We start from the raw sequence: 25,835 nt of genomic DNA on the forward strand, positions 1-25,835 counted from the left end.
ATAATATTGGAACGCTTTTTGTGACAGGATATATGCTATAAAATTCTTACATTTAAACAAACCTTTCAGACCATGATAAAAAAATTACTTTCGCTTTCACTTTTATTTACATCTTCAATAGTTTTTGGGCAGATTGTTTTTCAGGAAACAGTCATAGATACTACAAATACATTTCAATTAGGTGTTAGTTCTCCTACAGGAACTTATTCGCGCGATGCCGTACAATTGGCAGATATGGATGGTGATGGTGATGCCGACTTGATTCCTAAATCGAACCCATTAATGTGGATTGAAAACACCAATGGACAAGGTACATTATCTATACAGCACATTGTAGATGATAATGTCAATGGAGTTAATGCTATTAAAACCGCCGATATTGACTCTGATGGAGATATTGATATTATGATTGCAGAAAATGCTTCACCTATGCATATCATTGCGTGGTATGAAAATACCGATGGTGCTGGAACATTTAGTGCAAAACAGGTTATCACAACTCAAGTTGATAATCCAGCGATGATTTATATTTCTGATATTGATGGTGATACAGATTTAGATATTTTATCCTCATCAAGAGGTGACGGAATTATTGCTTGGTATGAAAACACTGATGGACAAGCTGCTTTTGGGCCGCAACAGATAATTACAACCGCATCTTTTTCGAGTACGACTCAATATATTGAAATTGTAGCGGGAGATCTCGACGACGACGATGATAATGATATCATGTTTGCATCAAAGGGGAGTCCAGACCAAATTGTATATTGGGTTGAGAATACAGATGGTCAAGGTAATTTTGGGAGTCCTCAGCAGGCTTTTGATGTATTTGGAGGCATGTATACTGTAAGTTTGGGTGATTTAGATAATGATGGCGATCTTGATGCTTATGGACAAAATGTTTTTGATGGCTTAATTTCTTTCGCTAATGATGGCTCAGGGAATTTTTCATTTATGAATTCCTTTTCTTCAAGTTATGATCTTTTTATTGGGTTTGCGCAATGGTTTGATGTTGATGGTGATGGCGATTTAGATATGTTTGGTTTTGGTAGAAACGACGATTTTGACATCAGTACAAATGAAGCAGGTATGGTTTGGTTTGAAAATACCGATGGTCAAGGTACCTATAGTGACGAGCAATTTATTAGAAATATAAATTTTAGAACGTTTAGTTCAAGATTAGCTGTAGCCGATATGGATGGTGATGATTTGATTGATTTAGTGGTGAATAACGTTGATGGCTATGAACTGAGTTGGAATAAAAATCAATCTGGATCTGCTTTTTTTGAAGATTCTCAGGAAATAATTATTGACCTAAGAGAATTGAGAGATGTGATTTCAGCAGATCTTGATAATGATGGTGACCAAGATATTATTTATGGGTCTTCAGACAGTAAACTCAGTTGGTATGAAAACTTGGATGCATTGGGGAATTTTGGCCCTCAACAGTTGATTTCATCAAGTGCTTTCAGATTTAATTCAGTAGTTGCCAAAGACCTCGATGATGATGACGATATAGATTTAGTGGTTGCTACCCAAGATGGAGATAAATTACTATGGTATGAAAATGACGGTTCAGGACAATTTTCTGTTGGAAGTGTCATATCTGATATTACTGTAAACCCCCAATTTGTAAGTGTTTTCGATGTTGATGGAGATGATGACAACGATGTTGTTTGTTTGGATAATCTAGGAGATCGCGTGGTTTGGTATGAGAATACAGATGGGCTAGGAAATTTTGGCTCAGAACAAGTTATTATTGATACCATAGATAACATAAAACCATTTGATTATGGGGATATTGATGCTGATGGCGATTTTGATTTAGTTATTAATCAGCCTTTTTCTTGGTTAGCCAACGATGGTAGTGGAAATTTTAGTGCACCTCAGGTTATCCCATCATCTAATGAAGACGCTATAAAACTATCTGATATTGATGGCGATGGCGATTTAGATATTTTTACGAGTGATCCTATTGGTTGGTATGAGAACGAGGATGGACAAGGAACGTTTGGCGCGTTTCAGGTGGTTTATGGTGGCGACAATGTCTTTCCTAATGATTTCTTAGAGTTTACCGATATCGACAATGACGGAGATCCTGATGTTGTTATGAGCTTATTTACCGGAGTAAACAGTGATAGAATTATATATTTTAAAAATTACAATGGTGTTTTTGGTAATAACCCTATAACTTTAGGAGATACGAACCAAGGGCTGTCAGATTTTCATATTGCAGACTTAAATGGTGATAATAATAATGATGTTTTATACATAACTGCAGAATCACTCAGTAACTCTGATGCAGGTAAAGTGTCTTGGTTCAAAAATTTAGGTGTTTTGAGTAACCTCATTAGCGGAACAGTAACCTACGATAGTGATGGCGACGGTTGTGATGGGAGTGATGCAGGAATATCAAATGTTTGGATAGGTTCTGGTAGTAGTTTTGCTGCATTTTCAACATTTACAAATGACGACGGTACTTTTGCCATAGATGTGGGTCAAGGTGATTTCACAACATTATTGACTCCTAGTTTACCAAGTTATTTCACAGTGTCTCCACCTATTCACACTACCAATTTTGAAGGAGATAATGAAATAGATAACGCGGCCAATTTCTGTGTAACATCTACTGGGACTGCTAATGATTTAACGATTAGCATTTATCCTATAAGTGAACCACGTCCTGGATTTGATACTTCATATGAAATAGTATATACTAATATAGGAACGACTGTGTTAAGCGGGACAGTAGAAATGGTTTTTGATGTGACTAAGATGCAATATTTAACGGCTTCTCAGGCTCCCAGTTCCCAATCTGGTGATCTGCTTAGTTTTGACTTTTCTAATATCGCTCCTTTCGAAAATCGATCTATAATTGTCGAGTTCAATGTTTTTACGCCACCAACAACTAATATTAATGATGTTATAAATACAGTTGTAAGTGTGAATCCTATTGCTGGTGATAATACTGAAAATGATAACACATACAATTTGTCTCAAACAGTTGTTGGGTCTTATGATCCAAATGACATAACAGTACTTGAGGGTGAGCAAATTTTATTAGAACAAACAGATGATTATCTGCATTATGTTATACGATTCCAAAATACGGGAACCGCAGAAGCAATTAACGTGAGAATTACGAATATTATTGATCCAAAGTTAGAGTGGTTTACGCTTCAGATTGAAAGTATGAGTCATAATGGTCATTTGATAGTAGAAGATGGTATCCAAGCTGTTTTTACTTTTGACAATATATTATTGCCTAGTTCAAGTCAGAATGAAGCCGAATCCAACGGCTATATTGCCTATAAAATTAAACCAAAGCAAGATGCCAGCTTAGGTGATATTTTTTACAATGACGCCTCTATATTTTTTGATTTTAACCCAGCAATAGTGACGAATACCGTGTCAACTGAAGTCGTTGATGCGCTTTCTGTTGATGACATTGAAATACAGGACGTAGATATGTTTCCAAACCCAGCGGTAGATATCGTTAGCATAAGATCTAATGTGCCAGTTAAAACCATAACGGTAACTGATATAAACGGAAGAAATATCAAACATTATAAAAATACAGATGTCTTTTCAGTTCTTGATTTAACAACAGGTATTTATTTTATAAAAATTGATATGGGAAGCAAATCGGTTGTAAAGAAACTTTTAAAGCACTAATAGAAATAGAAAAGCCTTTGATAATTATCAAAGGCTTTTCAAATCAATATATGGTGTGTTTGAGTGAATAACTCACCTGTAACGGCTCATTATTACATCATTCCTGGCATTCCGCCGCCCATTGGAGGCATTCCGCCACCAGCAGGAGCATCTTCTTTAATATCTACCAAAGCACATTCGGTAGTTAAAATCATTCCAGAAACAGATGCCGCATTTTCTAAGGCGATACGCGTTACTTTTTTAGGATCTATAATCCCAGCTTTAAGCATGTCAACGTAAGTTTCAGTTTTAGCATCAAAACCAAAATCTTTCTTGCCTTCTAATACTTTATTGATAACTACAGAACCTTCTCCACCAGCATTAGAAACGATAGTTCTTAATGGTGATTCTATGGCTCTAGCAACAATTTGAATACCTGTTGTTTCATCTAGATTTTCAGTAGTGATTTTCTCTAAGACTTTGATAGCTCTTACCAATGCAACACCTCCACCGGCAACGATACCTTCTTCAACAGCAGCTCTTGTAGCATGTAATGCATCATCAACTCTATCTTTTTTCTCTTTCATCTCTACTTCAGACGCAGCTCCAACATAGAGTACAGCAACACCTCCAGCTAACTTAGCCAAACGTTCTTGTAGTTTTTCTTTATCGTAATCGCTAGTCGTTGTTTCTATTTGAGCTTTAATTTGGTTTACTCTTGCTTTGATATCTCCAGATTTCCCTGATCCATTTACAATGGTAGTATTGTCTTTGTCAATCATTACAGATTCAGCAGTACCTAGCATACTTAAATCGGCGTTTTCTAAAGAAAATCCACGTTCTTCAGAAATCACGGTTCCACCAGTTAAGATGGCAATATCTTCGAGCATTGCTTTGCGACGATCACCAAAACCAGGCGCTTTAACCGCAGCAATTTTTAATCCGCCACGTAATTTATTCACTACTAATGTAGCTAAGGCTTGACCTTCTACATCTTCTGCAATAATTAATAATGGTCTACCAGATTGCGCTACAGGTTCTAATATAGGAAGAATCTCCTGTAGGTTTGAAATTTTCTTATCGAATAATAAAATGTATGGATTTTCTAAATCGGCAATCATTTTATCAGAATCTGTCACGAAGTAAGGAGAGAGGTAACCTCTATCAAATTGCATTCCTTCAACAACATCTACATAAGTATCTGTTCCTTTTGCTTCTTCAACAGTGATAACACCTTCTTTACCTACTTTGTCAAATGCTTTAGCAATTAAATCACCAATAGTGTTATCGTTATTTGCAGAGATAGAAGCAACTTGCTTTATCATTTCAGAAGAGTTTCCAACTTTCTTAGATTGCTTATCAAGATCTTTTACTATGGCTTCAACAGCTTTGTCTATACCGCGTTTTAAATCCATTGGATTTGCACCTGCAGCAACGTTTTTTAAACCTTCTTTTACAATAGCTTGAGCCAAAACAGTAGCTGTTGTTGTTCCATCACCTGCCAAATCGTTGGTTTTAGATGCTACTTCTTTTACCATTTGAGCTCCCATATTTTCAAGCTCGTTTTCTAGTTCAATTTCTTTAGCAACAGAAACACCATCCTTGGTTACTTGAGGTGCTCCAAAAGATCTACTAATAATAACATTACGACCTTTAGGGCCTAAGGTTACTTTTACTGCATTAGCTAATGCGTCTACGCCACGTTTTAATCCGTCACGTGCTTCAATATCAAATTTTATGTCTTTTGCCATTTTATTTTTGTGTTTTTAAGTCTTAATTAAACAATTGCTAGTATGTCACTTTCGCGCATGATGATATAATCTTTACCTTCTAACTTTAATTCTGTTCCAGCATATTTTCCGTAGAGAACAGTATCGCCAGAAGCTACAGTCATAGGCTCATCTTTTGTGCCTTTACCAACAGCCACAACTTTTCCTTTTTGTGGTTTTTCTTTTGCATTATCTGGAATGATAATTCCTGAAGCTGTTTTAGTTTCAGCTTGCATAGGTTCTATAAGAACTCTATCTGCCAATGGTTTAATGTTTAAGCTCATTGTTATGTAAGTTTTTTAATTATTAATTTATGATTAACGCTAAAGCGTTATGCTAAAAATGTGCCAATGCAAGTTTCCTGACAAAGTTGCAGAAATAAAAAATGCCAACTGAGAAGTTGGCATTGATATATGGTTTGTCTAATGATTAGCCTCCAATAGAATCTAAAGGATTTGCGATATCATCAGCAGACGTGTCTGGAGTAGTTGCTGGCGTTGTTGTTTGCGTTCCATCGGTATTTACTTTAGAGTCTTGTGCACCTCCTGCACCAGGAATGGCAAAATTAGAGGTTAAAATAAGCGCTAATAATAAAGTGGCTAAAGCCCAAGTACTCTTGTCTAAAAAGTCGGTTGTTTTTTTAACACCGCCTAATTGTTGAGTACCACCTCCACCAAAAGATGATGATAATCCTCCTCCTTTAGGGTTTTGTACCATTACTACTACTACGAGTAAAAATGACACGATAACGATTAGGATTAAAAATATAGTAAACGTATTCATTAGTTCTATGTATTATTTTCTTGTAATTCTTTTACTGCTTTAATTTGGTCTGCAAAGAAACCACTTTTTTCTGGATATTTCAAACTTAAAATTTTATAAGATTGAATCGCCTTTTCATAATTGTGTTGTTCGAGGTATATTCTGGCTAAAGTCTCTGTCATTAGACCATCGTGAGTCACTTTGTCGCTGGTGTCTATATTCACTTTTGGAGCCTCTTTAGAAGGGATGATTTTAGGCTTACTTTCTAAAAATTTATCGATGAGTTCAAATTTTTTGCTTACTGAAGCGTCTTTAGTTGCTTCAACCTCTTGTTCTTTATCTTCTGGAACGGCATCTGTTTCATTGCGTTCAATAGGTTTGAAACTTGTAATTTTTAGCCATTCTGCAAATGAATGTGTTTCGGTTTTATCAAAATCTAAAGGCTTACCAATTTGCAATTTTTCTTCAGGCGTTTCTTCAATGTGTTTGGCATCTATATCTAGAATGACACGTTCTGGAGTATTATCTTGAAGTGATAAGAAATGAGCAACCTCTTCTGGTTTTACTTTTTGTTCGAACAGGTTAGGGTCTAGCACACCTTCAGTGTTTTTGATATGCTCTTTTAAGGCGTCGTCAATAGTAACACTTTTATCTACTGAAATATCATCAATTTCATTAACCTTAATTCCTTTAAGATGCTCAGAATTTTGCTTGATAATTTGAGATATTTCATTTTGATTAAATGCTTGAGACGTGATATAATCAAATAAAATACTTCGGTCTGTTGTATATGCAGCTGTAGTTTTTAATTCTTGATTGTACTTATAACTCTCTTTGTTTTTTAAACCTTTAAGATATAATGCTCGTGCGGCTTGAAAATAAGGGTGTGCATTGCTAAGTGTTAATAATGCATCGGTTTGCTCATTAGTAATGTGCTGCGGATTTTGAAGTATGTATGTAAAATCTTTAGTATTCATTTACCATTTGGCTAAGGTTGCATTAAAAATGTCTTGGGTTAAGCGTTCAAATATTTCTTCGTGAGCCGTTTCTCTTAAAGCGCCTTGTAGCAAAGAGCTTCCATCATAGTCATAAAAAAAGGAAAAACGTTGTTCAAACTCTTCGTCGGGCTCATCTTTATCATAAAATCGTACTTGCACGGCTACAGTTAATCTGTTTTGAGCGGCAGTACTGTTGGCTTGAGCAGTTGTTGGAGAAATACGGTATTCTACAATTTCCCCCTCATAAACCAAATCACCATTTGTAGTGGTGAGATTTAAATTGGTTTGATTGGCGATTAAATCTTGCAATGCCAAGGTAAAGTCTCGGTCAAAACCTGGTTCAATTTGGCTAGCATTATTTACAAAGTAATTAACCTGAAACGTTTCGGCATTTAGCTTTTGTACTCCTGTAAATGAGTAAGGGCCGCAACTAAAAAGTAATACAGATATTAATGCTATTATGTATTTATATGTTTTCATCTACTAATACGTGTTAGGACGTTTCATTGTAATAAATGCATAGATGTAACCAGCATTATCGGCAACATCAAAATCGACATTAATGAGTCTGTAACCTTGATAGTGCTTTTCGTTAACAAGATCTTCGGCTTCTTTTCTAATCGCTTCAGAGCTATTTCTAGCAAACGATTTTCGAATCATAAATATTTCTATGGCTTTCATTGAAGTATGTCTATTTATTTAATATCAAATGTAATCATCTCTAATTTAAAAAGAACATCTATGCTACAACTTTAGTGTATATGATGTCATAAATTTATCCTAAAGATCATACTGTTTAATTTTCCTGTAGAGGGTACGCTCACTAATGCCCAATTCCGCAGCGGCTAACTTACGCTTGCCTTGATGACGTTCGAGTGATTTTTTAATAAGTTCCAACTCTTTGTCTTGTAAAGATAGCGTTTCTTCCTCTTCAATTTCTTCAGCAAAATGGTACTTGTCCTGATTTTTATCATCAGGATCATAATGATCATCGGTTTGCTCAGGAATAGCTAGAATCTCCAGGTCTTCAGTATGCGTTTCTTTTTGAGGCTCACCATATATTTTTTGAATTAAACCTTCATTGTCTTTTTGAACCTCGGAAGCATTGCCATTTTTCATGAGTTCCATAGTGAGCTTCTTCAGGTCATTTAAATCACTTTTCATGTCGAAAAGCACTTTATAAAGAATTTCACGCTCATTGCTAAAATCACTTTCGGATTTAGAGGTGTTAATAACAGCAGGAAGATTATTGCTTCCACTAGGTAAATACCCTTGCAGCGTGGCAAAGCTAATGGTTCGATTTTGTTCTAATACTGAAATTTGTTCGGCTACATTTCGTAACTGACGAATATTTCCGTTCCATCTATGCTTTTGAAGGGCAATAACGGCATCATCAGTTAATTTGATCGTAGGCATTTTATATTTTAGAGCAAAATCACTCGCAAATTTTCTAAACAATAAATGGATGTCTTCTTTGCGTTCTCGAAGTGGCGGAATATTAATATCTACAGTGCTTAATCTGTAATATAGATCTTCACGAAACTTCTCTTTTTTTATGGCCTCGAACATATTAACGTTTGTGGCAGCAACGATTCTAACATTTGTTTTTTGAACCTTACTCGATCCCACTTTAATAAATTCACCGTTTTCCAAAACACGCAATAAACGCACTTGAGTGGTCAAGGGTAATTCACCAACTTCATCTAAAAAAATAGTACCACCATCGGCAACTTCAAAATAACCAGAACGTGTTGAGGTAGCACCTGTAAAAGCGCCTTTTTCATGACCAAACAGTTCACTATCAATTGTGCCTTCAGGAATTGCACCACAGTTTACGGCAATATATTTACCATGCTTTCGATGCGATAATTGATGTATGATTTTAGGAATACTTTCTTTACCAACACCACTTTCTCCAGTAACCAATACTGAAATATCTGTTGGTGCAACCTGTATCGCTTTTTCGATAGCCCGGTTGAGTTTTGGGTCGTTTCCTATGATGCCGAAACGTTGTTTTATAGCTTGAATGGATTCCATTTATTTATAATGCTTTTTAATTCTCCATTGAATACGCGATAGCTTCACCAATAAGTGTCGCACTGGTACAATCTGTTACCTGCATTTTTACTAAATCACCTATATTATAGTGTTCCTTTGGAAACACCGCAACAATATTCTGAGAGGTTCTTCCAGACCATTGTTGATCTGATTTTTTTGATTCTCTTTCTACTAATACTTCAACAACTGTATTTAAATATTCTTTAGTTCTAATCTCACTATGTTCTCTTTGGCGTTGCACAATTTCTGCTAATCGACGCTTTTTTGTTTCCTCTGGAATATCATCTTCCATTTTACGTTCGGCCATGGTTCCTGGTCGTTCCGAATAGGTGAACATATAACCAAAATTATACTTTACATAGTCCATGAGACTTAACGTATCTTGATGGTCTTGTTCCGTTTCCGTAGGAAAACCAGCAATTAAATCTTGACTTATAGCACAATTAGGAAGGATGCGTCTAATATTATCGATGAGTTCGAAATATTCTTCACGCGTATGTAAACGATTCATTTCTTTAAGAATACGATTACTTCCACTTTGAACAGGTAAATGGATATGCTTACAAATATTATCAAACTTTGCCATGGTTTCGATAACATCTAGCGTTAAATCTTGGGGATTAGAAGTAGAGAAACGAATACGCATTTTAGGTTGCGCTTTAGCACATAATTCTAAGAGTTGAGCAAAATTTACGGCAGTAGCCTTTTGCATATCGCTGGCCTTTACAAAGTCTTTTTTAAGTCCGCCACCATACCATAAATAACTATCTACATTTTGTCCAAGAAGTGTCATTTCTTTGTAGCCTTTGCTCCATAAATCATTCACTTCTTCAATGATACTTTGAGGGTCGCGACTACGCTCACGACCACGTGTAAAAGGAACTACACAAAAGGTGCACATATTATCGCAACCTCTTGTAATAGATACAAATGCTGTTACACCATTGGTATTGAGTCTTACAGGAGCAATGTCTCCATAGGTTTCTTCTTTGGAAAGAATCACATTAATTGCATCTCTACCTTCATCAACTTCGGCTAAGAGGTTTGGCAAATCTTTATATGCATCTGGACCTACAACGAGATCGACAATTTTTTCTTCTTCTAAGAACTTTGTTTTGAGGCGTTCTGCCATACAACCTAGAACACCAACTTTCATTTTGGGATTAATACGCTTTACAGCGTTGTATTTTTCAAGACGTTTTCTAACGGTTTGCTCTGCCTTGTCTCTAATAGAGCAAGTGTTTACTAAAACAAGGTCGGCATCCTCTAAACTTTGAGTGGTATTAAACCCTTGTTCAGAAAGGATAGATGCAACGATTTCACTATCGCTAAAGTTCATAGCACAACCATAACTTTCAATAAAAAGTTTGCGTGTATTGCCATCTTTTTGTTCTAAAATTAGATGTTCGCCTTGTTTGCTTTCGTCTATTGTTTTCTCCATAAATCTTTGAAAGTATTGTACAGTCAATAAGCATGCAAAGATAGTATAATTTTAAGTAATATGACAAAGTGTCATAGTTCAATTTGATTTGTAGATGTGTTTTATTTCACGTAATTTGAAATTTAATTTTAATCAACTACATATGCGTTTAGCAGAAATCCAACAAAAAATACAGCGAGCACAAACGCTTGATTTTGGGCAAATTCTTAATGAGAGTATCGAACTATTTAAAAAAGTGTGGCTTCAAGGCTTTCTTATGCTGCTCATTATGATAGGAATAATGATTCCGTTTATGTTTATTGTCTATATACCTCTGTTTGTATTTGGAATTGCAGATGCAACAAGCCCAGGAGCTTATGATGGGTTGGCGCCAATTGCTATGTTGTTCGTGTTTGTAGCTTATTTACTTTTTACGTTTATAATGATTATTATTTCTTTCGGACTTAAAGCAGGTCTCTATAGGATTATGCGTCAAAAAGATCAGGATATCATTGGGAATGATGATTATTTTTATTTTTTAAGAAGACCATATCTTGGGAAAACTATAAATCTCTCTTTGGCTTATTTCGGTATTAGCTTACTTGCTACACTTTTATGTTTTTTTCCAGTCATATATGTCATGGTACCTTTAAATTTATTGATTGTTATCTATGCGTTTAATCCAGATTTGTCAAACTCAGATCTTATCAGGTTGAGTTTTGATTTAGGAAATAGAAAGTGGTTAATTGCATTTGGATTGACCTTTGTGGCAGGTTTCTTAGCGCAAATAGTTGGAATGATGATGTGTATGATAGGTGTGTTTTTCACGGCGTCATTTGCTGCAATTCCGTTGTACTTTATATATAAAAAAGTTGTCGGTTTTGATGCAGACGATGAAGGTAGTTTAAAAAGAATTGGTGAAAATATAGAGTTTTGACGCAACCTTTTTAAAGTATTTGCATCTAAAAAGAAACATCTTTTTATGAGACTACCAAAATTCCTAATGCTGTGCATTTGCGTTACGTTACTTTTAATGAATACCACGTGTGATGAAGACGATTTTATCCCTGAACCTTGTGACCAAGTTGCGGTAATTGACAACGGTTTTTTTCAAACGGCAGAATCAAATTTATATACATTAAATGGTGTTGATTTAAACGGAGATTGTTTATTAATTTCTTTATCGGCAAGTGGGTGTGATGGTAATTCTTGGAGCATGGTTTTAGTTGATTCTGGAGAGGTTTCAGAATCGTTACCAGAACAGCGCTCATTAAAATTTATATTCTCTAATACTGAAACTTGTTTAGCTGTTTTTAGTCAAGAACGTTCTTTTGACCTTAGACCATTACAAGTTGAAGGAAGTAATGAAGTGATTTTAAATATTGAAGATTTTCCAGAGCCAATAACCTACCAGTATTAATAACTAACAAAATAATTATCAGATGAAAAAGATAGCTCTTATACTAGCCGTTATTTTGTGCTGGTCATGTCATGACGACGACACACAATATGATGTTATAACGATTGCGATTCCGCAGACGATAAGCAAAATGGAATTAAGATCTTCGGTGGTTGTTGAAGCACCAAAACCCATTTTAGACGTTGGAAAAATTTATGCTTATCAAGATTATATTTTTATAAATGAAAAGTTTAAAGGCGTTCATGTTATTGATAATAGCAATCCGCTATCTCCTCAGATGTTGGCCTTTATTAATATTCCTGGAAATGAAGATATTTCAATTAAGAATGACCATCTATATGCCGATAGTGCTGTAGATTTAGTTGTCTTTAATATTTCCAATTTAAACTCAATTGTTGAAATTGAACGCTTGGAAGATGTTTTTAATGCTTACGATTATCAAATCCCGAACGATGTTGAATATGCCGATTATAGTAACTTTAATTCGGAAACTGAAATCATCGTTGGCTGGGATTTAATTCAAGAACGAAGAGAGCGCGTAAATGATGAAGCTATTATTACGTTTGATGGTGCAGAAACATTTAGCGATGTAGGCACTGGTGGTTCATTGGCACGATTTCAAATTGTTAATGATTACCTTTATACTGTAGAGCGTTTCACAATGAATGTGTTTAATATTACTAGTCTTACTCAGCCTAATTTGGTGCATTCTTATTACGCTGGTTGGAATATAGAAACAATGTTTCATGCTGATGGCTATTTATATTTAGGAGGAACAAATGGTATGTTTATCCATAGTATTGAAAATCCAGCGCTACCCGAATATATTTCTGAATTTACACATTGGATAGGGTGTGATCCTGTTGTTGTTGATGGTGATTATGCCTACTTAACTTTAAGAGGAGGTAATGATTGTGGTCAGGAAGAGAGTGTATTAGAGGTTATTGATGTGAGTGATAAATATAATCCAACCCTTGTTGGTCAATATCTTTTGGACAACCCTTATGGTTTAGGATTTAAAGACACTAACTTATTTGTGTGTGATGGGACATCTGGTTTAAAGGTATTCGATAAAATAGATCCTTTAAATTTACAAATGGTTAATTTATTTAATAACGTGCAAGCTACAGATGTGATTCCATTGGAGGACAGATTACTTATGATTTCTGAAAATGCACTATATCAATATGAGTATAGTTCTGAAGATTCTATTGAGCTAATTAGTACATTCATTTTGAATTAAAAAAAGATAGAATAAACATAAACAAGCCCGAAATTATCGGGCTTTTTTTGTAGAAATTCAATAGATGAAAATCACTTTTTTTGGATAAAATACAATCGAAATTCAGGAAAATTAGGAAGATAACTTATTTTTCATATACATTTGTAGCCTCAAAAAATCATATATGCCGAAGAATTTAGTTATTGTAGAGTCACCTGCAAAGGCCAAAACCATAGAGAAATTTCTTGGAAAAGATTTCAAGGTAGAATCTAGTTTTGGTCATATAGCAGACTTACCTTCAAAAGAATTAGGAGTCGATGTTGATGGGGATTTTAAACCAAAATATCAAGTTTCAAAAGATAAAAAAGACGTTGTCAAAAAACTTAAGGATTTAGCTAAAAAAGCCGATATGGTATGGCTAGCGAGTGATGAGGATCGTGAAGGAGAAGCTATTGCATGGCATTTAGCAGAAACGTTAGGTTTAGACAAAGCGAAAACGAAACGTATCGTTTTTCATGAAATTACAAAGTCGGCAATTAAGAAAGCAATAGAGAATCCAAGAGGTATTGATTACGATTTGGTAGATGCTCAACAAGCACGTCGAGTATTAGATAGAATTGTTGGTTATGAATTGTCTCCAGTGTTATGGAGGAAAGTAAAAGGTGGTTTATCTGCAGGTAGAGTACAATCTGTATCTGTGAGATTAATTGTTGAAAGAGAACGCGAAATCACCAATTTTACGCCAGAAGCATCATATAGAATTGATGCCGAATTTTCAAATGAAGATGGGCAAACTTTTAAAGCAAAACTTCCTAAGAATTTTTCTTCAAAGGAAGATGCTTATGCATTTTTAGAATCTAATGCTAATGCTAATTTTAAGGTTTCTAATTTAGAAAAGAAACCAGCAAAAAAATCACCTGCTGCGCCATTTACAACATCAACCTTACAACAGGAAGCGTCTAGAAAACTAGGGTTTTCTGTAAGCAGGACAATGAGCAACGCGCAACGCCTATATGAGGCAGGTTTGATTACTTATATGAGAACCGATAGTGTTAATCTTTCTGATGAGGCCAGAAAAGGAGCGCAAGCAGAAATTGAAGATGCTTATGGCTCTCAATTTAGTAAACCAAGAAATTATAAAGGGAAATCTAAAGGTGCTCAAGAAGCTCACGAAGCGATTAGGCCAACAGATTTTAAGAGACATTCGGCAGATGTTGAAAGAGATCAAGCAAGGCTTTATGACTTAATTTGGAAACGTGCCATTGCATCCCAAATGAGTGATGCACAATTAGAACGTACCAACGTGAAAATTGAAGCCTCTACACATAGCGATTTATTTTCAGCTAACGGAGAGGTTATTACATTTGAAGGTTTTCTTAAAGTGTATCTTGAAGGTACTGATGATGAAGATATAGAACAGGAAGGAATGTTACCTGCAATGAGGGTAAACGATACCTTGCTAAATAGTTTTATTACAGCAACAGAGCGTTTTTCGAGAGCGCCATATCGATATACAGAAGCATCTTTAGTAAAACAGTTGGAAGAACTCGGTATTGGTAGACCATCTACTTATGCGCCTACTATTTCTACAATTCAAAATAGAAACTATGTAGAGAAAGGATCAAATGAAGGGGTTTCACGTCAATACTCTCAACTATTACTGCAACAAGGATCTATTAAAGATAAAAGCTTAACAGAAAAAGTTAATAGCGATAAGGGTAAATTAGTGCCAACCGATATAGGTATGATTGTTACCGACTTTTTAGTAAATCACTTTGGAAGTATTTTAGATTATAATTTTACTGCGAAAGTGGAAGCCGATTTTGATGAGATTGCAGAGGGTAAGGAAGATTGGACTAAAATGATGAAAGATTTTTATAAGAGCTTCCATCCTAAAGTTGAAGATGTTGCAGCAAATGCCGATCGCGAATCTGGAGAACGCATTTTAGGAACAGATCCAAACTCTGGAAAACAAGTTAGTGTTCGCTTAGGTAAATTTGGACCAATGGTACAAATTGGAACTGTAGATGACGAAGAGAAACCACAGTTTGCAAGTTTATCTCCAGACCAACAATTAACTACAATCACGTACGAAGAAGCTATGGAACTTTTTAAGTTACCTAAACAATTAGGAACTTATGAAGGTGAAAATATTGAAGTTAATAATGGACGTTTTGGACCTTATGTGAAGTTTGGTAAAAAGTTTGTATCCCTTCCAAAAGGTATAAATCCTTTAGATGTTGAAATGGAGGAGGCCATCGAACTTATAAAAGAAAAACAAAAGGCAGACGCACCTATATATACGTATCAAGATTTACCAGTGCAAAAAGGTAAAGGACGTTTTGGACCATTTATTAAATGGAACAATATGTTTATTAATGTCAATAAAAAATATGACTGGGACAATTTATCCGACAGTGATATTGTAGAATTGATTGAAGATAAAATACAGAAAGAGAAAGATAAGCTAATCCACCATTGGGAAGATGAAGGTATTCGAGTAGAGAAAGCCAGATGGGGAAGACATAATGTTATTAAAGGTAAAATAAAAGTTGAATTACCTAAGACAGTTGATGTTTCTGAAATGACTTTAGAAGAAGCGCAGGCGCATATTGAAAAAAAGGCACCTAAGAAAAAGGCTGCTAAAAAGAAAACCACAAAGAAAAAAACGACCTCTAAAAAATAGCACCAATGAATTTTAATTTTTTGTCACCTGTTTCAGATACAGTATTAGCTCATAATGAGTTATTATCTGAACAAGCGCTTGGCAGAAAAATTAAGGTACATTCTACGCAGCTGGGCATTCCTGATTTAACAGGAGTTCGTTTGGCTATTATAGGCGTAAAAGAAAATCGTAATGATGTCAATTTCATGGGTGAAACATTGAATTTTGACACCATAAGAACATCGTTATATTCACTGTTTCCGGGTAATTGGCATACAACTATAGCCGATTTAGGAGATATTCCTGCAGGTGATACTATAGAAGACACTTATTACGCCGTACGTACAATAATATCGGTTTTAATTGAGAAAAAAGTAATACCTATTATTATAGGTGGTAGTCAAGATCTTACTTATGCAAACTATCGTGCTTACGATACCATGTCACCAATGGTGAATATTGTAAATGTTGACAGCAACTTTGACTTAGGTGATGCATCTGTTGAAATGAAGAATAATAGCTTTCTTGGTAAAGTTATTTTAGAACAACCATATAATTTGTTCAATTACTCTGTGGTAGGTTATCAAACTTATTTTAATTCTCAGGAGGAAATTGACCTCATGGAAAAGCTTTATTTTGAAGCGTATCGATTAGGCGATATTACCCATAATATAAATATGGTAGAACCTGTGATGCGTGACGCTCATATTGTAACAATGGACTTGAAATCTGTTAGAGCTGCTGAAGTAGGTGCAAAGCAAAAATACTCTCCAAATGGATTTAATGGAAAAGAAATATGCGCAATTGCGAGATATGCAGGTATAAGTAATAAGGTGTCATCATTTGGTATTTATGAATTTAAATCGACGAATGAACTCGATGCGACACCTATGTTAATTGCTCAAATGATTTGGTATTTCGTCGAAGGTATAAATTGCAGAATAAATGATGATGATTTTGGTAACGAAGATAACTATCAGAAATACAATGTATTGATTGAAGACGAAGAATTAATATTTTATAAAAGTATTAAAACTGGACGTTGGTGGATAGAAATACCTTTTTTACCAAATGTTAATAATAAATTAAAAAAGCATACGTTATTACCTTGCACACATGAGGATTATTTGGAGGCAAGTCACGGTAAAATACCAGAAAGATGGTATAAAGCGTATAAAAAGAACAGTTTTTAGTATATTTATCATTTGTTAATTAACATTTTTTTAATCGACGAAATGTTAACTTTTCGGGATTAAGTGCAAAAAATATTGAAAAAAAATTGGTTTTTACAAAATATATAAATATGTTTACTGCCTTAAAATAATTAAGGACACTATTTAACACATAATTACAACTAAATAATTTAACCTCGAGTTTCTATGAATATTAAGAAGTTTGCTTTATTAACTGCCGTTTTAGCCCTAATGGTTAGTAGTTGTAACTCTGGTGACAGAGGACAACTTGTAGGCGTTAAAGGAAAGAAATGGCACCCAGAAAAACCTTATGGTATGGTACTTGTTCCAGGAGGAGCATTTATAATGGGTAAGTCAGATGACGATTTAGCTGGAGTGGAGGACGCTCCTACAAGAACAGTCACAGTGAGAGCCTTTTACATGGACGAAACAGAAATCACTAATAGTGAGTATCGTCAGTTTGTAGAATGGGTAAGAGATTCAACTCTTAGAACAAAATTGGCAATTCTAGCCGATGAGATTGGCGAAACTCCTGGAAATGGAGGTATTGGTGAGTTTGCATTTAAAGATGCAGATCCAGATAACATGTCAGTTTATGAAAAGTATATGTATAACAATTACAGTGGTTTAGGGCCAACTGGTTACGAAGGTAGAAAATTAAATAGCGACGTTGATTTAATATTTGATACAGCCGATTATCCAGATGAATACTATGCTGAGGTAATGGATACAATGTATTTACCAATTGAAGAATCATACAATGGTCAACGCACTTGGGATGTGAAGAAATTCAAATTTCAATACAAGTACATGGATATCGAAAAAGCGGCTAAAGACAGAAATTTAAGACGTAAGGATGTTATCGTTACTGATGAGGTAGAAGTATATCCAGATACAACTGCATGGATTAGAGATTTTTCTTACTCATATAATGAGCCAATGCACAATGACTATTTCTGGCATGATGCATATGGAGATTATCCTGTAGTTGGTGTGTCGTGGAAACAAGCAAATGCTTTTTGTCAGTGGAGAACGTTATATCACAATAGTTATAGAAAATCTAAAGGAAGACATTTCGTAAATAAATATAGATTACCTTCTGAAGCAGAATGGGAATATGCCGCAAGAGGTGGTTTACAAGGAGCAACTTATCCTTGGGGAGGACCTTATGCTAAAAATGACAGAGGTTGTTTTATGGCGAATTTCAAACCTTTAAGAGGTGATTACGCAGCTGATCAAGCATTATACACTGTAGAAGCAGATGCCTACGAGCCAAATGATTTTGGTTTATATAACATGGCTGGAAATATTGCCGAATGGGTACAAGGATCTTATGACGCAGCTTCGTACGAATACATGGCATCTTTTAATCCAACCGTAAATGACCCAGATAACGAACGTAAAGTTGTTCGTGGAGGATCTTGGAAAGATGTTGCCTACTTCCTACAAGTAAGCTCTAGAGATTATGAATATGCAGATTCTGCAAGAAGCTATATTGGTTTCAGAACTGTTCAGGACTATATGGGAACAGAGGTTACTAAAAATGCCGCAACTAACTAAATTTAAAATAATTAACTCAACTAAATATTTATTAATCTACTTAAGTTAACTATCGACTTAAAACTAAAAAAAAAACAAAATTATGGCACAGAAAGGAAACATCACAATCACAAACATGGTCTACGGACTAGGAGCAGCAATCGTAATTGTTGGAGCTTTATTTAAAATTCAGCACTGGCCTTATGGTTCACTAATCTTAACGATTGGTATGGTTGTAGAAGCCTTGGTATTTACATATTCAGCTTTTGAAAGACAACAGTCAGATTTAGACTGGTCTTTAGTATATCCAGAATTGGCTGGAGGAGCTTCTTCTGCTAAAAAAGCAAAGAAAGAAGAGCCTAAAGATGCTGAAGGATTATTATCTAAAAAATTAGACAGCTTATTAAAAGAAGCTAAAATTGACGGAGAGTTAATGGCGAGCTTAGGGTCTAGTATTAAAAACTTCGAAGGTGCAGCAAAAGGAATTAGCCCTACGGTTGATGCTATGGCTGCTCAAAAGAAATACAGCGAAGAAATGTCTTTAGCTGCTGCTCAAATGGAATCATTAAATAGCCTTTACAAAGTACAAATGGAAAGCGCTAATCGTCAGGCACAAATTAATGAAGAATCTGTTGCTAACGCTGAGAAATTAAAAGAGCAAATGCAATCTTTGGCATCTAACTTATCATCATTAAATGGTGTTTACGGTGGAATGTTATCTGCGATGAACAAAAACTAATTAGTTTTTTGAACTATAATTAATTTAATTAACAACTAAAAAACTAATTTAACATGGCAGGAGGAAAATTATCTGCAAGACAGAAAATGATTAACTTGATGTACCTCGTGTTTATTGCGATGATCGCAATGACAATGACAAAAGAGGTATTGTCTGCATTCGGTTCTATGGATGCCAAGTTCGAATCTACAAATGCATTAACCAATGCATCAAACGAGAACTTACTTAAAGGTTTAGCTTTAAAAGCTGAAGAAAAGCCTAAAGAATTTAGAGTAGCTGCAAATAAAGCAACACAAATTAGAGCAATTTCTGATAAGTTTGCTGCCTATATCGAAACATTGAAAAATGATATCGTAAAAGGTGGAGGATATGAGCTAGAAGAAGATGGTACTTTGCCATTCGAAGAAATGGACAAAGGTGATTACCTTGACGAAAAATGGTTTACTGGAGACAAGTTAACTAAAACAGGTCAAGAAATCATGGCTACTTTTGAAAAATATAAATCTGATATTAAAGGTGTGCTTGGAGAAGAAGTATCTTATGGTGAAGCAATCACTAATTTTGATAAACGATTTGATTTAGGAGATATTAAACCTCAAGAGGGAGCTCCACTTAGCTACTTAGATTATAACTTTAAAGGATTTCCAGCAATTGCATCTTTTGCTAAATTAACGGCGATTCAAAGTGATGTTCGTACTACAGAAGCTAACTTGTATAACCTATTTTTAGGAAACTCTTTAGATCAAGCAGTTACACTTAAAAACTATCAAGCCATTGTAATTCCAGATAAAAATGCATTTTTTGCTGGAGAGAAATTTCAAGGTAAAGTTGTTCTAGGTAAGTACGCAAGTGTTACACCTGTTAAACTTAATGTTAACGGTAGCGAAGTTACTTTGACAGAAGAAGGAGCAATTGATTCTCTTGGTAATGCTCGATTAAATTTCACAACAGGAAGTGTTGGTGAAAATGAAGTTAAAGGTACATTTACTTTTATGGAAAAAGGTGAAGAATTACCTATCGAGTTTGCTGGGAACTATGTGGTTGTACCAAGACCAAACTCTGCTACAATTTCTGCAGACAAAATGAATGTTGTATATCGTGGTGTAACTAACCCAATGACAATTTCTTTTGCTGGAGTACCAGATAACAAAGTTGTTGCAACTGGTTCTGGACTTACAAGAGGTTCTGGACAAGGTAAATACAACATGGTACCTTCATCAGGAAGAGAGGTTACAATTAACGTAACAGCAACTCTAGATGATGGATCTAAAGTAAGTGATAGAAAAACATTTAGAATTAAAGATATTCCAAAACCAACAGGTAAAATTGTTGGAACGAGTCAAGGTAAATTACCAAGAAACAATGTTGAAATTGGTAAGGTGTCTGCTGAGTTGGAAGATTTCGATTTCGATTTACCTTTAACAGTAACAAGTTTTAAATTTAAAGTACCTGGACAGCCATCTGTTGTATGTTCTGGTAATAGACTTAATGGAGCTGCAAAATCAGCTTTACGTAAAGCGAAGCGTGGTGCTACTGTTCAGATTTTTGATATCAAATCAAGAAGTAATGGACCAGTAATTAAACCAGCAACGCCAGCTGTTATTGAATTATCAAACTAATCAACCTATTTATTGATTAACCCAAATTAAAATTAAAAAGATGAATTATAAATTTTTATTATCAATTGTTGCCGCAGTAGGATTCACATCAAGTATGTGTGCTCAGGCAAACCTTTTAAATGCTAAAACACCACAAGAAATTGGTGTTAAGACTGAAGCACAGTTGGCATTAGATAATGACAAGCCTTTAGAATATGGTTATGTTGATGATAGAGACATACTGTTTTCTAAAATGACTTGGGAAAAAGTTGTTTTGGATGAACGTGTGAACTTTCCATTGTATTTCCCAGTAGATACTAATAATATTGGTAAAGAACGTAGGTCTTTATATCATACGTTGATTGCTGCTGTGAAAGACGGAAAAATCAAGAATGTTTATAATGATTCTTATTTTACTGAAAAGAGATCAATGAAGGAACTAGGTGACATCACAACTAAAACTGATACTTTAGATATTGGTTATGACCAATTAAATGCTGATGGTTACGTAGATCCAGAATATATCAGAACCAGAAATATTGAAGCATTCGATATTAGTGCTTATTTAATTAAAGGACTTTGGTATTTTGATAAGCGTCATGGAGAATTAAAGTATAGAGTTCTTGGTATTGCTCCGGCTGCACCAGATATTAACTTTATCGATTCTGAAGACGAAACAAATAAGATACCTAATGCCTTATTTTGGGTGTTCTTCCCAGAAGCTAGAGAAGTATTACACGAAGGAAAAGCGTTTAATAACAAAAATAGCGCAATGCCAATCACTTTTGATCATTTGCTGAATTCAAGACGCTTTAATGGTTACATGTACAAAGAAGAAAATGTATATGGTGATAGAGAAGTTAAAGAATACATTGCAGATAATGCTTTGATGCAATTATTAGAATCCGATCGTATAAAAGACAAGATTCGTAACTTTGAACAGGATATGTGGTCTTACTAAGTAAGAAAATAAATTATATGAAAACGCTCACTAAATTTTAGTGAGCGTTTTTTATTTGGCTTACTTTTGTACTAATGAAAATTGTAGATTATATCATTGTGGGTTGTGGCTTGGCTGGTATTGCGTTTTGTGAGCAGTTGAGAGCGACAGGAAAAGATTATGTAGTGTTTGATAATAAATCGCAACAGTCTTCTCGAGTAGCTGCAGGATTATATAATCCCGTAATTTTAAAACGCTTTACGAAAGTGTGGCGGGCAAAAGAGCAATTAGAATTGGCGCTTCCAAAATACAAAACATTAGAGCAACTCTTAGCGATTAAACTAAACCATAAACTACCTATATATAGGAAATTTGCTTCAATTGAAGAACAAAACGAATGGTTTGTAGCTTCAGATAAGCCTGTTTTAAATCAGTTTTTATCAGTCGATTTAATACATAATTCTAATGTCTCAATTAATGCAAAATATGGCTTTGGTGAAGTCTTGCATTCTGGAAGAATAAATACATCACAATTAATCTCCTCTTATAGCAGTTACCTCCTAAATAATGGTCAAATTGAACAAGATGCATTTCAGTATGATTTACTAGATATCCAAAGCGATTATGTTCATTACAAAGATTTAAGGGCTAAGTATATTGTGTTTGCTGAAGGCTTTGGGATATCCAAAAACCCGTTCTTTAATGCGCTACCATTAAACGGAACTAAAGGAGAAATGCTCACCATAAGCGCACCTAAATTGAAGATGGATTTTATTTTGAAATCGTCGGTGTTTATAGTTCCTCTTGGTGAAGGTTTATATTGGGTAGGATCTACTTATGAATGGGAAGATAAAACACATGATACTACAAACGAAGCCAAAGTCGCACTCGTTGATAAACTCAAACAAATTATTAACTGCGAGTTCGAAGTTGTAAATCAAGTAGCAGGAATTAGACCTACAACGAAAGATCGCAGACCTCTGGTTGGCTCTCATTCGGAATATAACCGCATGTTCGTGCTTAACGGATTAGGATCACGTGGTGTTATGATGTCGCCTTATGTGGCGAATCAACTCTATAATTATATTGAAAATGGTGAACCTTTAGATAAAGAAATTGATATCAAACGACTTGATAAATAATTACTTTTTAGTTAACGTTTTATCGTAACTAACAAATAAGTTAATCCAAATGTTACGTGATAATCGCATAATAATGGGACCCAATATTATAAGCGTTCCTACTATGGCTAGAAAAGCGGTAAGTAAACTTGTCTCTAACACGAGATAGCTAATCAAAAAAGCGGCTACTGCAAAAGCAATACCTACACCATAACTCACATACATAGAACCATAGAAAAATGAAGGCTCTAATCTGTATTTAAAACCACAATGTGAGCAATTATCATTAATTTTTAAGACATCATTTAATAGATAAGGGTTTTTTCTTTGATACATAGATTCTTGATGACATTTAGGGCAAGCTCCGGTAAAAATGCTATATATTTTTGTGTCTTTTAACATGACTTAAATTTGTTTACTTTTGTTGTCTTTACTGGCTACAAAATTAGTTTATTTGCTGGTATAATGATCAACAATTATAATGTTTATTGTAATTGTATTATTTGAAAAAACTATGCTTAACATTCATAATCTTTCTATTTCTTTTCAAGGCGAATATTTGTTTGAAGACATTACATTTAAACTGAGTCCAGGCGATCGTATTGGTCTTATTGGGAAAAATGGTGCAGGGAAATCAACAATGTTAAAAATCTTATCGAAGGAACTAGAACCAGACTCTGGGCAAATTGCAGCAGATAAAAATTTGAGCTTTGGTTTCTTAAAACAAGATATCGATTTCGTATTTGGAAGGACAGTTTTAGAAGAGTCCTATGAAGCATTTGAAGAGATAAAAGCATTAGAAGCCAAAATGGAAGACGTTAATGCGCAACTTGCTGAACGTACAGATTATGAAAGTGAAGGCTACAATCAATTAATGATAGATCTTAATGATATTCAGCATCAATACGAAATAGTAGGTGGCTATAACTATCAAGGCGAAACAGAAAAGATTTTACAAGGCCTTGGTTTTAAACGTGAAGACTTTAATAAACTTACCGATACATTTTCTGGAGGTTGGCGCATGCGTATTGAGTTGGCTAAGTTATTACTTCAAAATAACGATATTTTATTACTAGATGAGCCCACCAATCATTTAGATATCGAATCGATTATTTGGTTAGAAAGTTTTTTAAAGAGTTATTCGGGAGCTGTAGTAATTGTATCCCATGATAAGATGTTTCTAGACAATGTTACTAACCGAACGATAGAGATTTCTTTAGGAAGAATATATGACTACCCTAAACCCTATTCTAAATTTTTAATCTTAAGAAATGAGATTAAAGCGCAGCAATTGGCATCTCAAAAAAATCAGCAGAAGCAAATAGAACAAACAGAAAAACTTATTGAGAAGTTTAGAGCCAAAGCAAGTAAGGCTACAATGGCGCAATCGCTGATTAAGAAGTTAGATCGAATGGAGCGCATTGAAGTTGATGAAGATGATAATAGTGTAATGACCTTGAATTTTCCTATTTCAGTAACACCAGGAAAAGTGGTTATAGAAGCAGAGCAAGTGTCTAAAAGTTATGATGACAATCATGTGCTATCTCATATCAATTTAATGGTTGAACGCGATAGTAAAACAGCTTTTGTTGGGCAAAATGGCCAAGGGAAATCAACCCTAGCTAAAATTATCGTTGGAGAAATTAAACATAAGGGACACCTCAAATTGGGGCATAATGTTCAGATAGGTTATTTTGCCCAGAACCAAGCAGAGTATCTCGATGGAAGTAAAACGGTTTTAGATACGATGATTGATGCGGCAAATGAAACCAACAGAACTAAAGTTCGTGATATTTTAGGGTCGTTCTTATTTAGAGGAGATGAAGTAGAGAAATATGTGAGAGTATTATCTGGAGGTGAACGAAATAGGCTCGCCTTAGCAAAATTAATGTTGCAACCATTAAATGTTTTAGTAATGGATGAGCCAACAAATCATTTGGATATTAAATCGAAAAATGTGCTTAAAGAAGCGCTCAAAAAATTTGAAGGCACACTAATTTTGGTATCGCATGATAGAGATTTCCTTCAAGGCTTAGCGAATATAGTTTATGAATTTAAAGACCAAAAAATAAAAGAGTATTTGGGAGATATAGACTATTATTTAGAGCAACGAAATGTTGAAAATCTTCGTGAAGTAGAAAAGAGAACGGTTATTAAGGAAGCACCCAAAACATCCAATAAGCAATCTTACGAAGAGCAAAAAAAATTGAAATCTCTAAATAATAAGCTAAGTAATATAGAATCAAAAATTAGTCAGTTAGAAAAAGACATAAAAGAAGATGATGTAGAATTGGCTACTAATTATGATGCTACGGTTGCAGATGACACCTTTTTTGATCGTTACCAAGCTAAAAAGGAGAAGCTGGCGCAATTGATGACCGATTGGGAAGCGCTCCAATATGATCTAGAAAAATTATCATAAACTCTAAATATGGTAGAGCAGTTTTTTCAATGTCCATATTGTTGGGAATCCATCTCAATGCTTATTGATGTGTCGCAATCTCAACAGCGATATATAGAAGATTGTGAAGTATGTTGTAATCCAATTCAAGTACAAATAACTACTGAAAATCAGGAAATAACGGGTTTTGAAGCACAAAACATAGAGCAATAGCTGTTTTGTAAATCACTGATATACAAAGACTTAACAAATGCATTGTTAAAGAAAAGTGTATTTCATCGAAAATAATTGTATTTCAACCGATATTCGGTTACTTTCGTAGTAGAAATTGTTGCC

At 34.7% G+C, this 25,835-nt stretch carries 22 protein-coding genes; 13 read left to right on the forward strand and 9 right to left on the reverse strand.

Annotation, left to right across the window (positions count from 1 at the left end; translation table 11 throughout):
- The first annotated feature begins 72 nt into the window (after positions 1-72).
- Positions 73-3,675 (forward strand): T9SS type A sorting domain-containing protein, encoded by a 3,603-nt coding sequence (locus Q0787_RS09950; RefSeq protein ID WP_298902414.1) that lies wholly within the window; start codon positions 73-75, stop codon positions 3,673-3,675.
- Positions 3,676-3,767: 92 nt separating this feature from the next.
- Here Q0787_RS09950 and groL read toward each other — a convergent pair whose 3' ends face one another.
- From groL to miaB, 8 genes are all read right to left on the reverse strand, one after another.
- Entirely contained in the window at positions 3,768-5,405 is a 1,638-nt protein-coding gene (gene groL, locus Q0787_RS09955) for a chaperonin GroEL (protein WP_298902415.1), read from the reverse strand.
- Between the two features lie 26 nt (positions 5,406-5,431).
- Positions 5,432-5,707 carry a co-chaperone GroES gene (locus Q0787_RS09960; RefSeq protein WP_298902416.1) on the reverse strand — a complete coding sequence of 92 codons (276 nt, stop codon included), beginning with the start codon at positions 5,705-5,707 and terminating at the stop codon, positions 5,432-5,434.
- A gap of 145 nt (positions 5,708-5,852) precedes the next feature.
- The gene (gene secG, locus Q0787_RS09965; RefSeq protein WP_298902417.1) at positions 5,853-6,206 is read right to left on the reverse strand and encodes a preprotein translocase subunit SecG; all 354 of its coding nucleotides are present in this window, start codon (positions 6,204-6,206) and stop codon (positions 5,853-5,855) included.
- A gap of 5 nt (positions 6,207-6,211) precedes the next feature.
- A complete protein-coding gene (locus tag Q0787_RS09970) occupies positions 6,212-7,162 on the reverse strand; it encodes a hypothetical protein (protein WP_298902419.1) in 951 nt (316 codons plus the stop codon).
- Entirely contained in the window at positions 7,163-7,663 is a 501-nt protein-coding gene (locus tag Q0787_RS09975) for an LptE family protein (RefSeq protein ID WP_298902420.1), read from the reverse strand.
- Positions 7,664-7,666: 3 nt separating this feature from the next.
- Entirely contained in the window at positions 7,667-7,864 is a 198-nt protein-coding gene (locus Q0787_RS09980; protein ID WP_298902422.1) for a hypothetical protein, read from the reverse strand.
- 99 nt (positions 7,865-7,963) lie between these two features.
- Positions 7,964-9,220, reverse strand: coding sequence for a sigma-54-dependent Fis family transcriptional regulator (locus Q0787_RS09985; RefSeq protein ID WP_298902424.1), 1,257 nt, complete (start codon positions 9,218-9,220; stop codon positions 7,964-7,966).
- 16 nt (positions 9,221-9,236) lie between these two features.
- Positions 9,237-10,682, reverse strand: coding sequence for a tRNA (N6-isopentenyl adenosine(37)-C2)-methylthiotransferase MiaB (gene miaB, locus Q0787_RS09990; RefSeq protein WP_298902426.1), 1,446 nt, complete (start codon positions 10,680-10,682; stop codon positions 9,237-9,239).
- Positions 10,683-10,824: 142 nt separating this feature from the next.
- Between miaB and Q0787_RS09995 the strand changes: the two genes are divergently transcribed.
- The 10 genes from Q0787_RS09995 (at position 10,825) to Q0787_RS10040 (ending at position 23,119) form a co-directional block, all read left to right on the forward strand.
- The gene (locus Q0787_RS09995; RefSeq protein ID WP_298902427.1) at positions 10,825-11,598 is read left to right on the forward strand and encodes a hypothetical protein; all 774 of its coding nucleotides are present in this window, start codon (positions 10,825-10,827) and stop codon (positions 11,596-11,598) included.
- A gap of 96 nt (positions 11,599-11,694) precedes the next feature.
- On the forward strand, positions 11,695-12,081 hold the full coding sequence (locus Q0787_RS10000) for a hypothetical protein (protein ID WP_298902429.1): 387 nt from the start codon (positions 11,695-11,697) through the stop codon (positions 12,079-12,081).
- A 22-nt stretch (positions 12,082-12,103) separates the two neighbouring features.
- Positions 12,104-13,324 (forward strand): hypothetical protein, encoded by a 1,221-nt coding sequence (locus tag Q0787_RS10005; RefSeq protein ID WP_298902431.1) that lies wholly within the window; start codon positions 12,104-12,106, stop codon positions 13,322-13,324.
- Between the two features lie 163 nt (positions 13,325-13,487).
- A complete protein-coding gene (topA, locus tag Q0787_RS10010; RefSeq protein WP_298902432.1) occupies positions 13,488-15,989 on the forward strand; it encodes a type I DNA topoisomerase in 2,502 nt (833 codons plus the stop codon).
- Positions 15,990-15,994: 5 nt separating this feature from the next.
- Positions 15,995-17,161, forward strand: coding sequence for a formimidoylglutamase (locus tag Q0787_RS10015; protein ID WP_298902434.1), 1,167 nt, complete (start codon positions 15,995-15,997; stop codon positions 17,159-17,161).
- 186 nt (positions 17,162-17,347) lie between these two features.
- Positions 17,348-18,721: a gliding motility lipoprotein GldK gene (gene gldK / locus Q0787_RS10020; protein ID WP_298902436.1), complete on the forward strand. Its 1,374-nt coding sequence runs from the start codon at positions 17,348-17,350 to the stop codon at positions 18,719-18,721.
- Positions 18,722-18,803: 82 nt separating this feature from the next.
- Positions 18,804-19,439 (forward strand): gliding motility protein GldL, encoded by a 636-nt coding sequence (gldL, locus tag Q0787_RS10025; protein WP_298902437.1) that lies wholly within the window; start codon positions 18,804-18,806, stop codon positions 19,437-19,439.
- 53 nt (positions 19,440-19,492) lie between these two features.
- Positions 19,493-21,058 carry a gliding motility protein GldM gene (gene gldM / locus Q0787_RS10030; protein ID WP_298902439.1) on the forward strand — a complete coding sequence of 522 codons (1,566 nt, stop codon included), beginning with the start codon at positions 19,493-19,495 and terminating at the stop codon, positions 21,056-21,058.
- Positions 21,059-21,098: 40 nt separating this feature from the next.
- Positions 21,099-21,998, forward strand: coding sequence for a gliding motility protein GldN (gene gldN / locus Q0787_RS10035; protein ID WP_298902441.1), 900 nt, complete (start codon positions 21,099-21,101; stop codon positions 21,996-21,998).
- Between the two features lie 74 nt (positions 21,999-22,072).
- Positions 22,073-23,119, forward strand: coding sequence for an FAD-binding oxidoreductase (locus Q0787_RS10040; RefSeq protein WP_298902442.1), 1,047 nt, complete (start codon positions 22,073-22,075; stop codon positions 23,117-23,119).
- On the opposite strand, the gene Q0787_RS10045 is transcribed toward Q0787_RS10040, so the two are convergent.
- Complete coding sequence (locus Q0787_RS10045; RefSeq protein WP_298902443.1) at positions 23,120-23,500, reverse strand: DUF983 domain-containing protein; 381 nt, start codon at positions 23,498-23,500, stop codon at positions 23,120-23,122.
- 112 nt (positions 23,501-23,612) lie between these two features.
- Here Q0787_RS10045 and Q0787_RS10050 point away from each other — a divergent pair, with 112 nt between their 5' ends.
- Entirely contained in the window at positions 23,613-25,520 is a 1,908-nt protein-coding gene (locus tag Q0787_RS10050; protein WP_298902444.1) for an ABC-F family ATP-binding cassette domain-containing protein, read from the forward strand.
- A gap of 9 nt (positions 25,521-25,529) precedes the next feature.
- Positions 25,530-25,712, forward strand: coding sequence for a CPXCG motif-containing cysteine-rich protein (locus Q0787_RS10055; protein WP_298902445.1), 183 nt, complete (start codon positions 25,530-25,532; stop codon positions 25,710-25,712).
- Positions 25,713-25,835: the final 123 nt, after the last annotated feature.

The organism is uncultured Psychroserpens sp. (assembly GCF_947492715.1).
GTDB lineage: Bacteria > Bacteroidota > Bacteroidia > Flavobacteriales > Flavobacteriaceae > Psychroserpens.

Coding starts and splice junctions, on each gene's coding strand:
- Q0787_RS09980 (WP_298902422.1), bottom strand. CDS start 7,864: ATGAAAGCCATAGAAATATTTATGATTCGAAAATCGTTTGCTAGAAAT.
- Q0787_RS10050 (WP_298902444.1), top strand. CDS start 23,613: ATGCTTAACATTCATAATCTTTCTATTTCTTTTCAAGGCGAATATTTG.
- Q0787_RS10015 (WP_298902434.1), top strand. CDS start 15,995: ATGAATTTTAATTTTTTGTCACCTGTTTCAGATACAGTATTAGCTCAT.
- secG (WP_298902417.1), bottom strand. CDS start 6,206: ATGAATACGTTTACTATATTTTTAATCCTAATCGTTATCGTGTCATTT.
- Q0787_RS10045 (WP_298902443.1), bottom strand. CDS start 23,500: ATGTTAAAAGACACAAAAATATATAGCATTTTTACCGGAGCTTGCCCT.
- Q0787_RS10040 (WP_298902442.1), top strand. CDS start 22,073: ATGAAAATTGTAGATTATATCATTGTGGGTTGTGGCTTGGCTGGTATT.
- gldM (WP_298902439.1), top strand. CDS start 19,493: ATGGCAGGAGGAAAATTATCTGCAAGACAGAAAATGATTAACTTGATG.
- Q0787_RS10005 (WP_298902431.1), top strand. CDS start 12,104: ATGAAAAAGATAGCTCTTATACTAGCCGTTATTTTGTGCTGGTCATGT.
- Q0787_RS09950 (WP_298902414.1), top strand. CDS start 73: ATGATAAAAAAATTACTTTCGCTTTCACTTTTATTTACATCTTCAATA.
- Q0787_RS10055 (WP_298902445.1), top strand. CDS start 25,530: ATGGTAGAGCAGTTTTTTCAATGTCCATATTGTTGGGAATCCATCTCA.
- gldN (WP_298902441.1), top strand. CDS start 21,099: ATGAATTATAAATTTTTATTATCAATTGTTGCCGCAGTAGGATTCACA.
- groL (WP_298902415.1), bottom strand. CDS start 5,405: ATGGCAAAAGACATAAAATTTGATATTGAAGCACGTGACGGATTAAAA.
- Q0787_RS09975 (WP_298902420.1), bottom strand. CDS start 7,663: ATGAAAACATATAAATACATAATAGCATTAATATCTGTATTACTTTTT.
- Q0787_RS09985 (WP_298902424.1), bottom strand. CDS start 9,220: ATGGAATCCATTCAAGCTATAAAACAACGTTTCGGCATCATAGGAAAC.
- gldL (WP_298902437.1), top strand. CDS start 18,804: ATGGCACAGAAAGGAAACATCACAATCACAAACATGGTCTACGGACTA.
- Q0787_RS09995 (WP_298902427.1), top strand. CDS start 10,825: ATGCGTTTAGCAGAAATCCAACAAAAAATACAGCGAGCACAAACGCTT.
- Q0787_RS09960 (WP_298902416.1), bottom strand. CDS start 5,707: ATGAGCTTAAACATTAAACCATTGGCAGATAGAGTTCTTATAGAACCT.
- gldK (WP_298902436.1), top strand. CDS start 17,348: ATGAATATTAAGAAGTTTGCTTTATTAACTGCCGTTTTAGCCCTAATG.
- Q0787_RS09970 (WP_298902419.1), bottom strand. CDS start 7,162: ATGAATACTAAAGATTTTACATACATACTTCAAAATCCGCAGCACATT.
- miaB (WP_298902426.1), bottom strand. CDS start 10,682: ATGGAGAAAACAATAGACGAAAGCAAACAAGGCGAACATCTAATTTTA.
- topA (WP_298902432.1), top strand. CDS start 13,488: ATGCCGAAGAATTTAGTTATTGTAGAGTCACCTGCAAAGGCCAAAACC.
- Q0787_RS10000 (WP_298902429.1), top strand. CDS start 11,695: ATGAATACCACGTGTGATGAAGACGATTTTATCCCTGAACCTTGTGAC.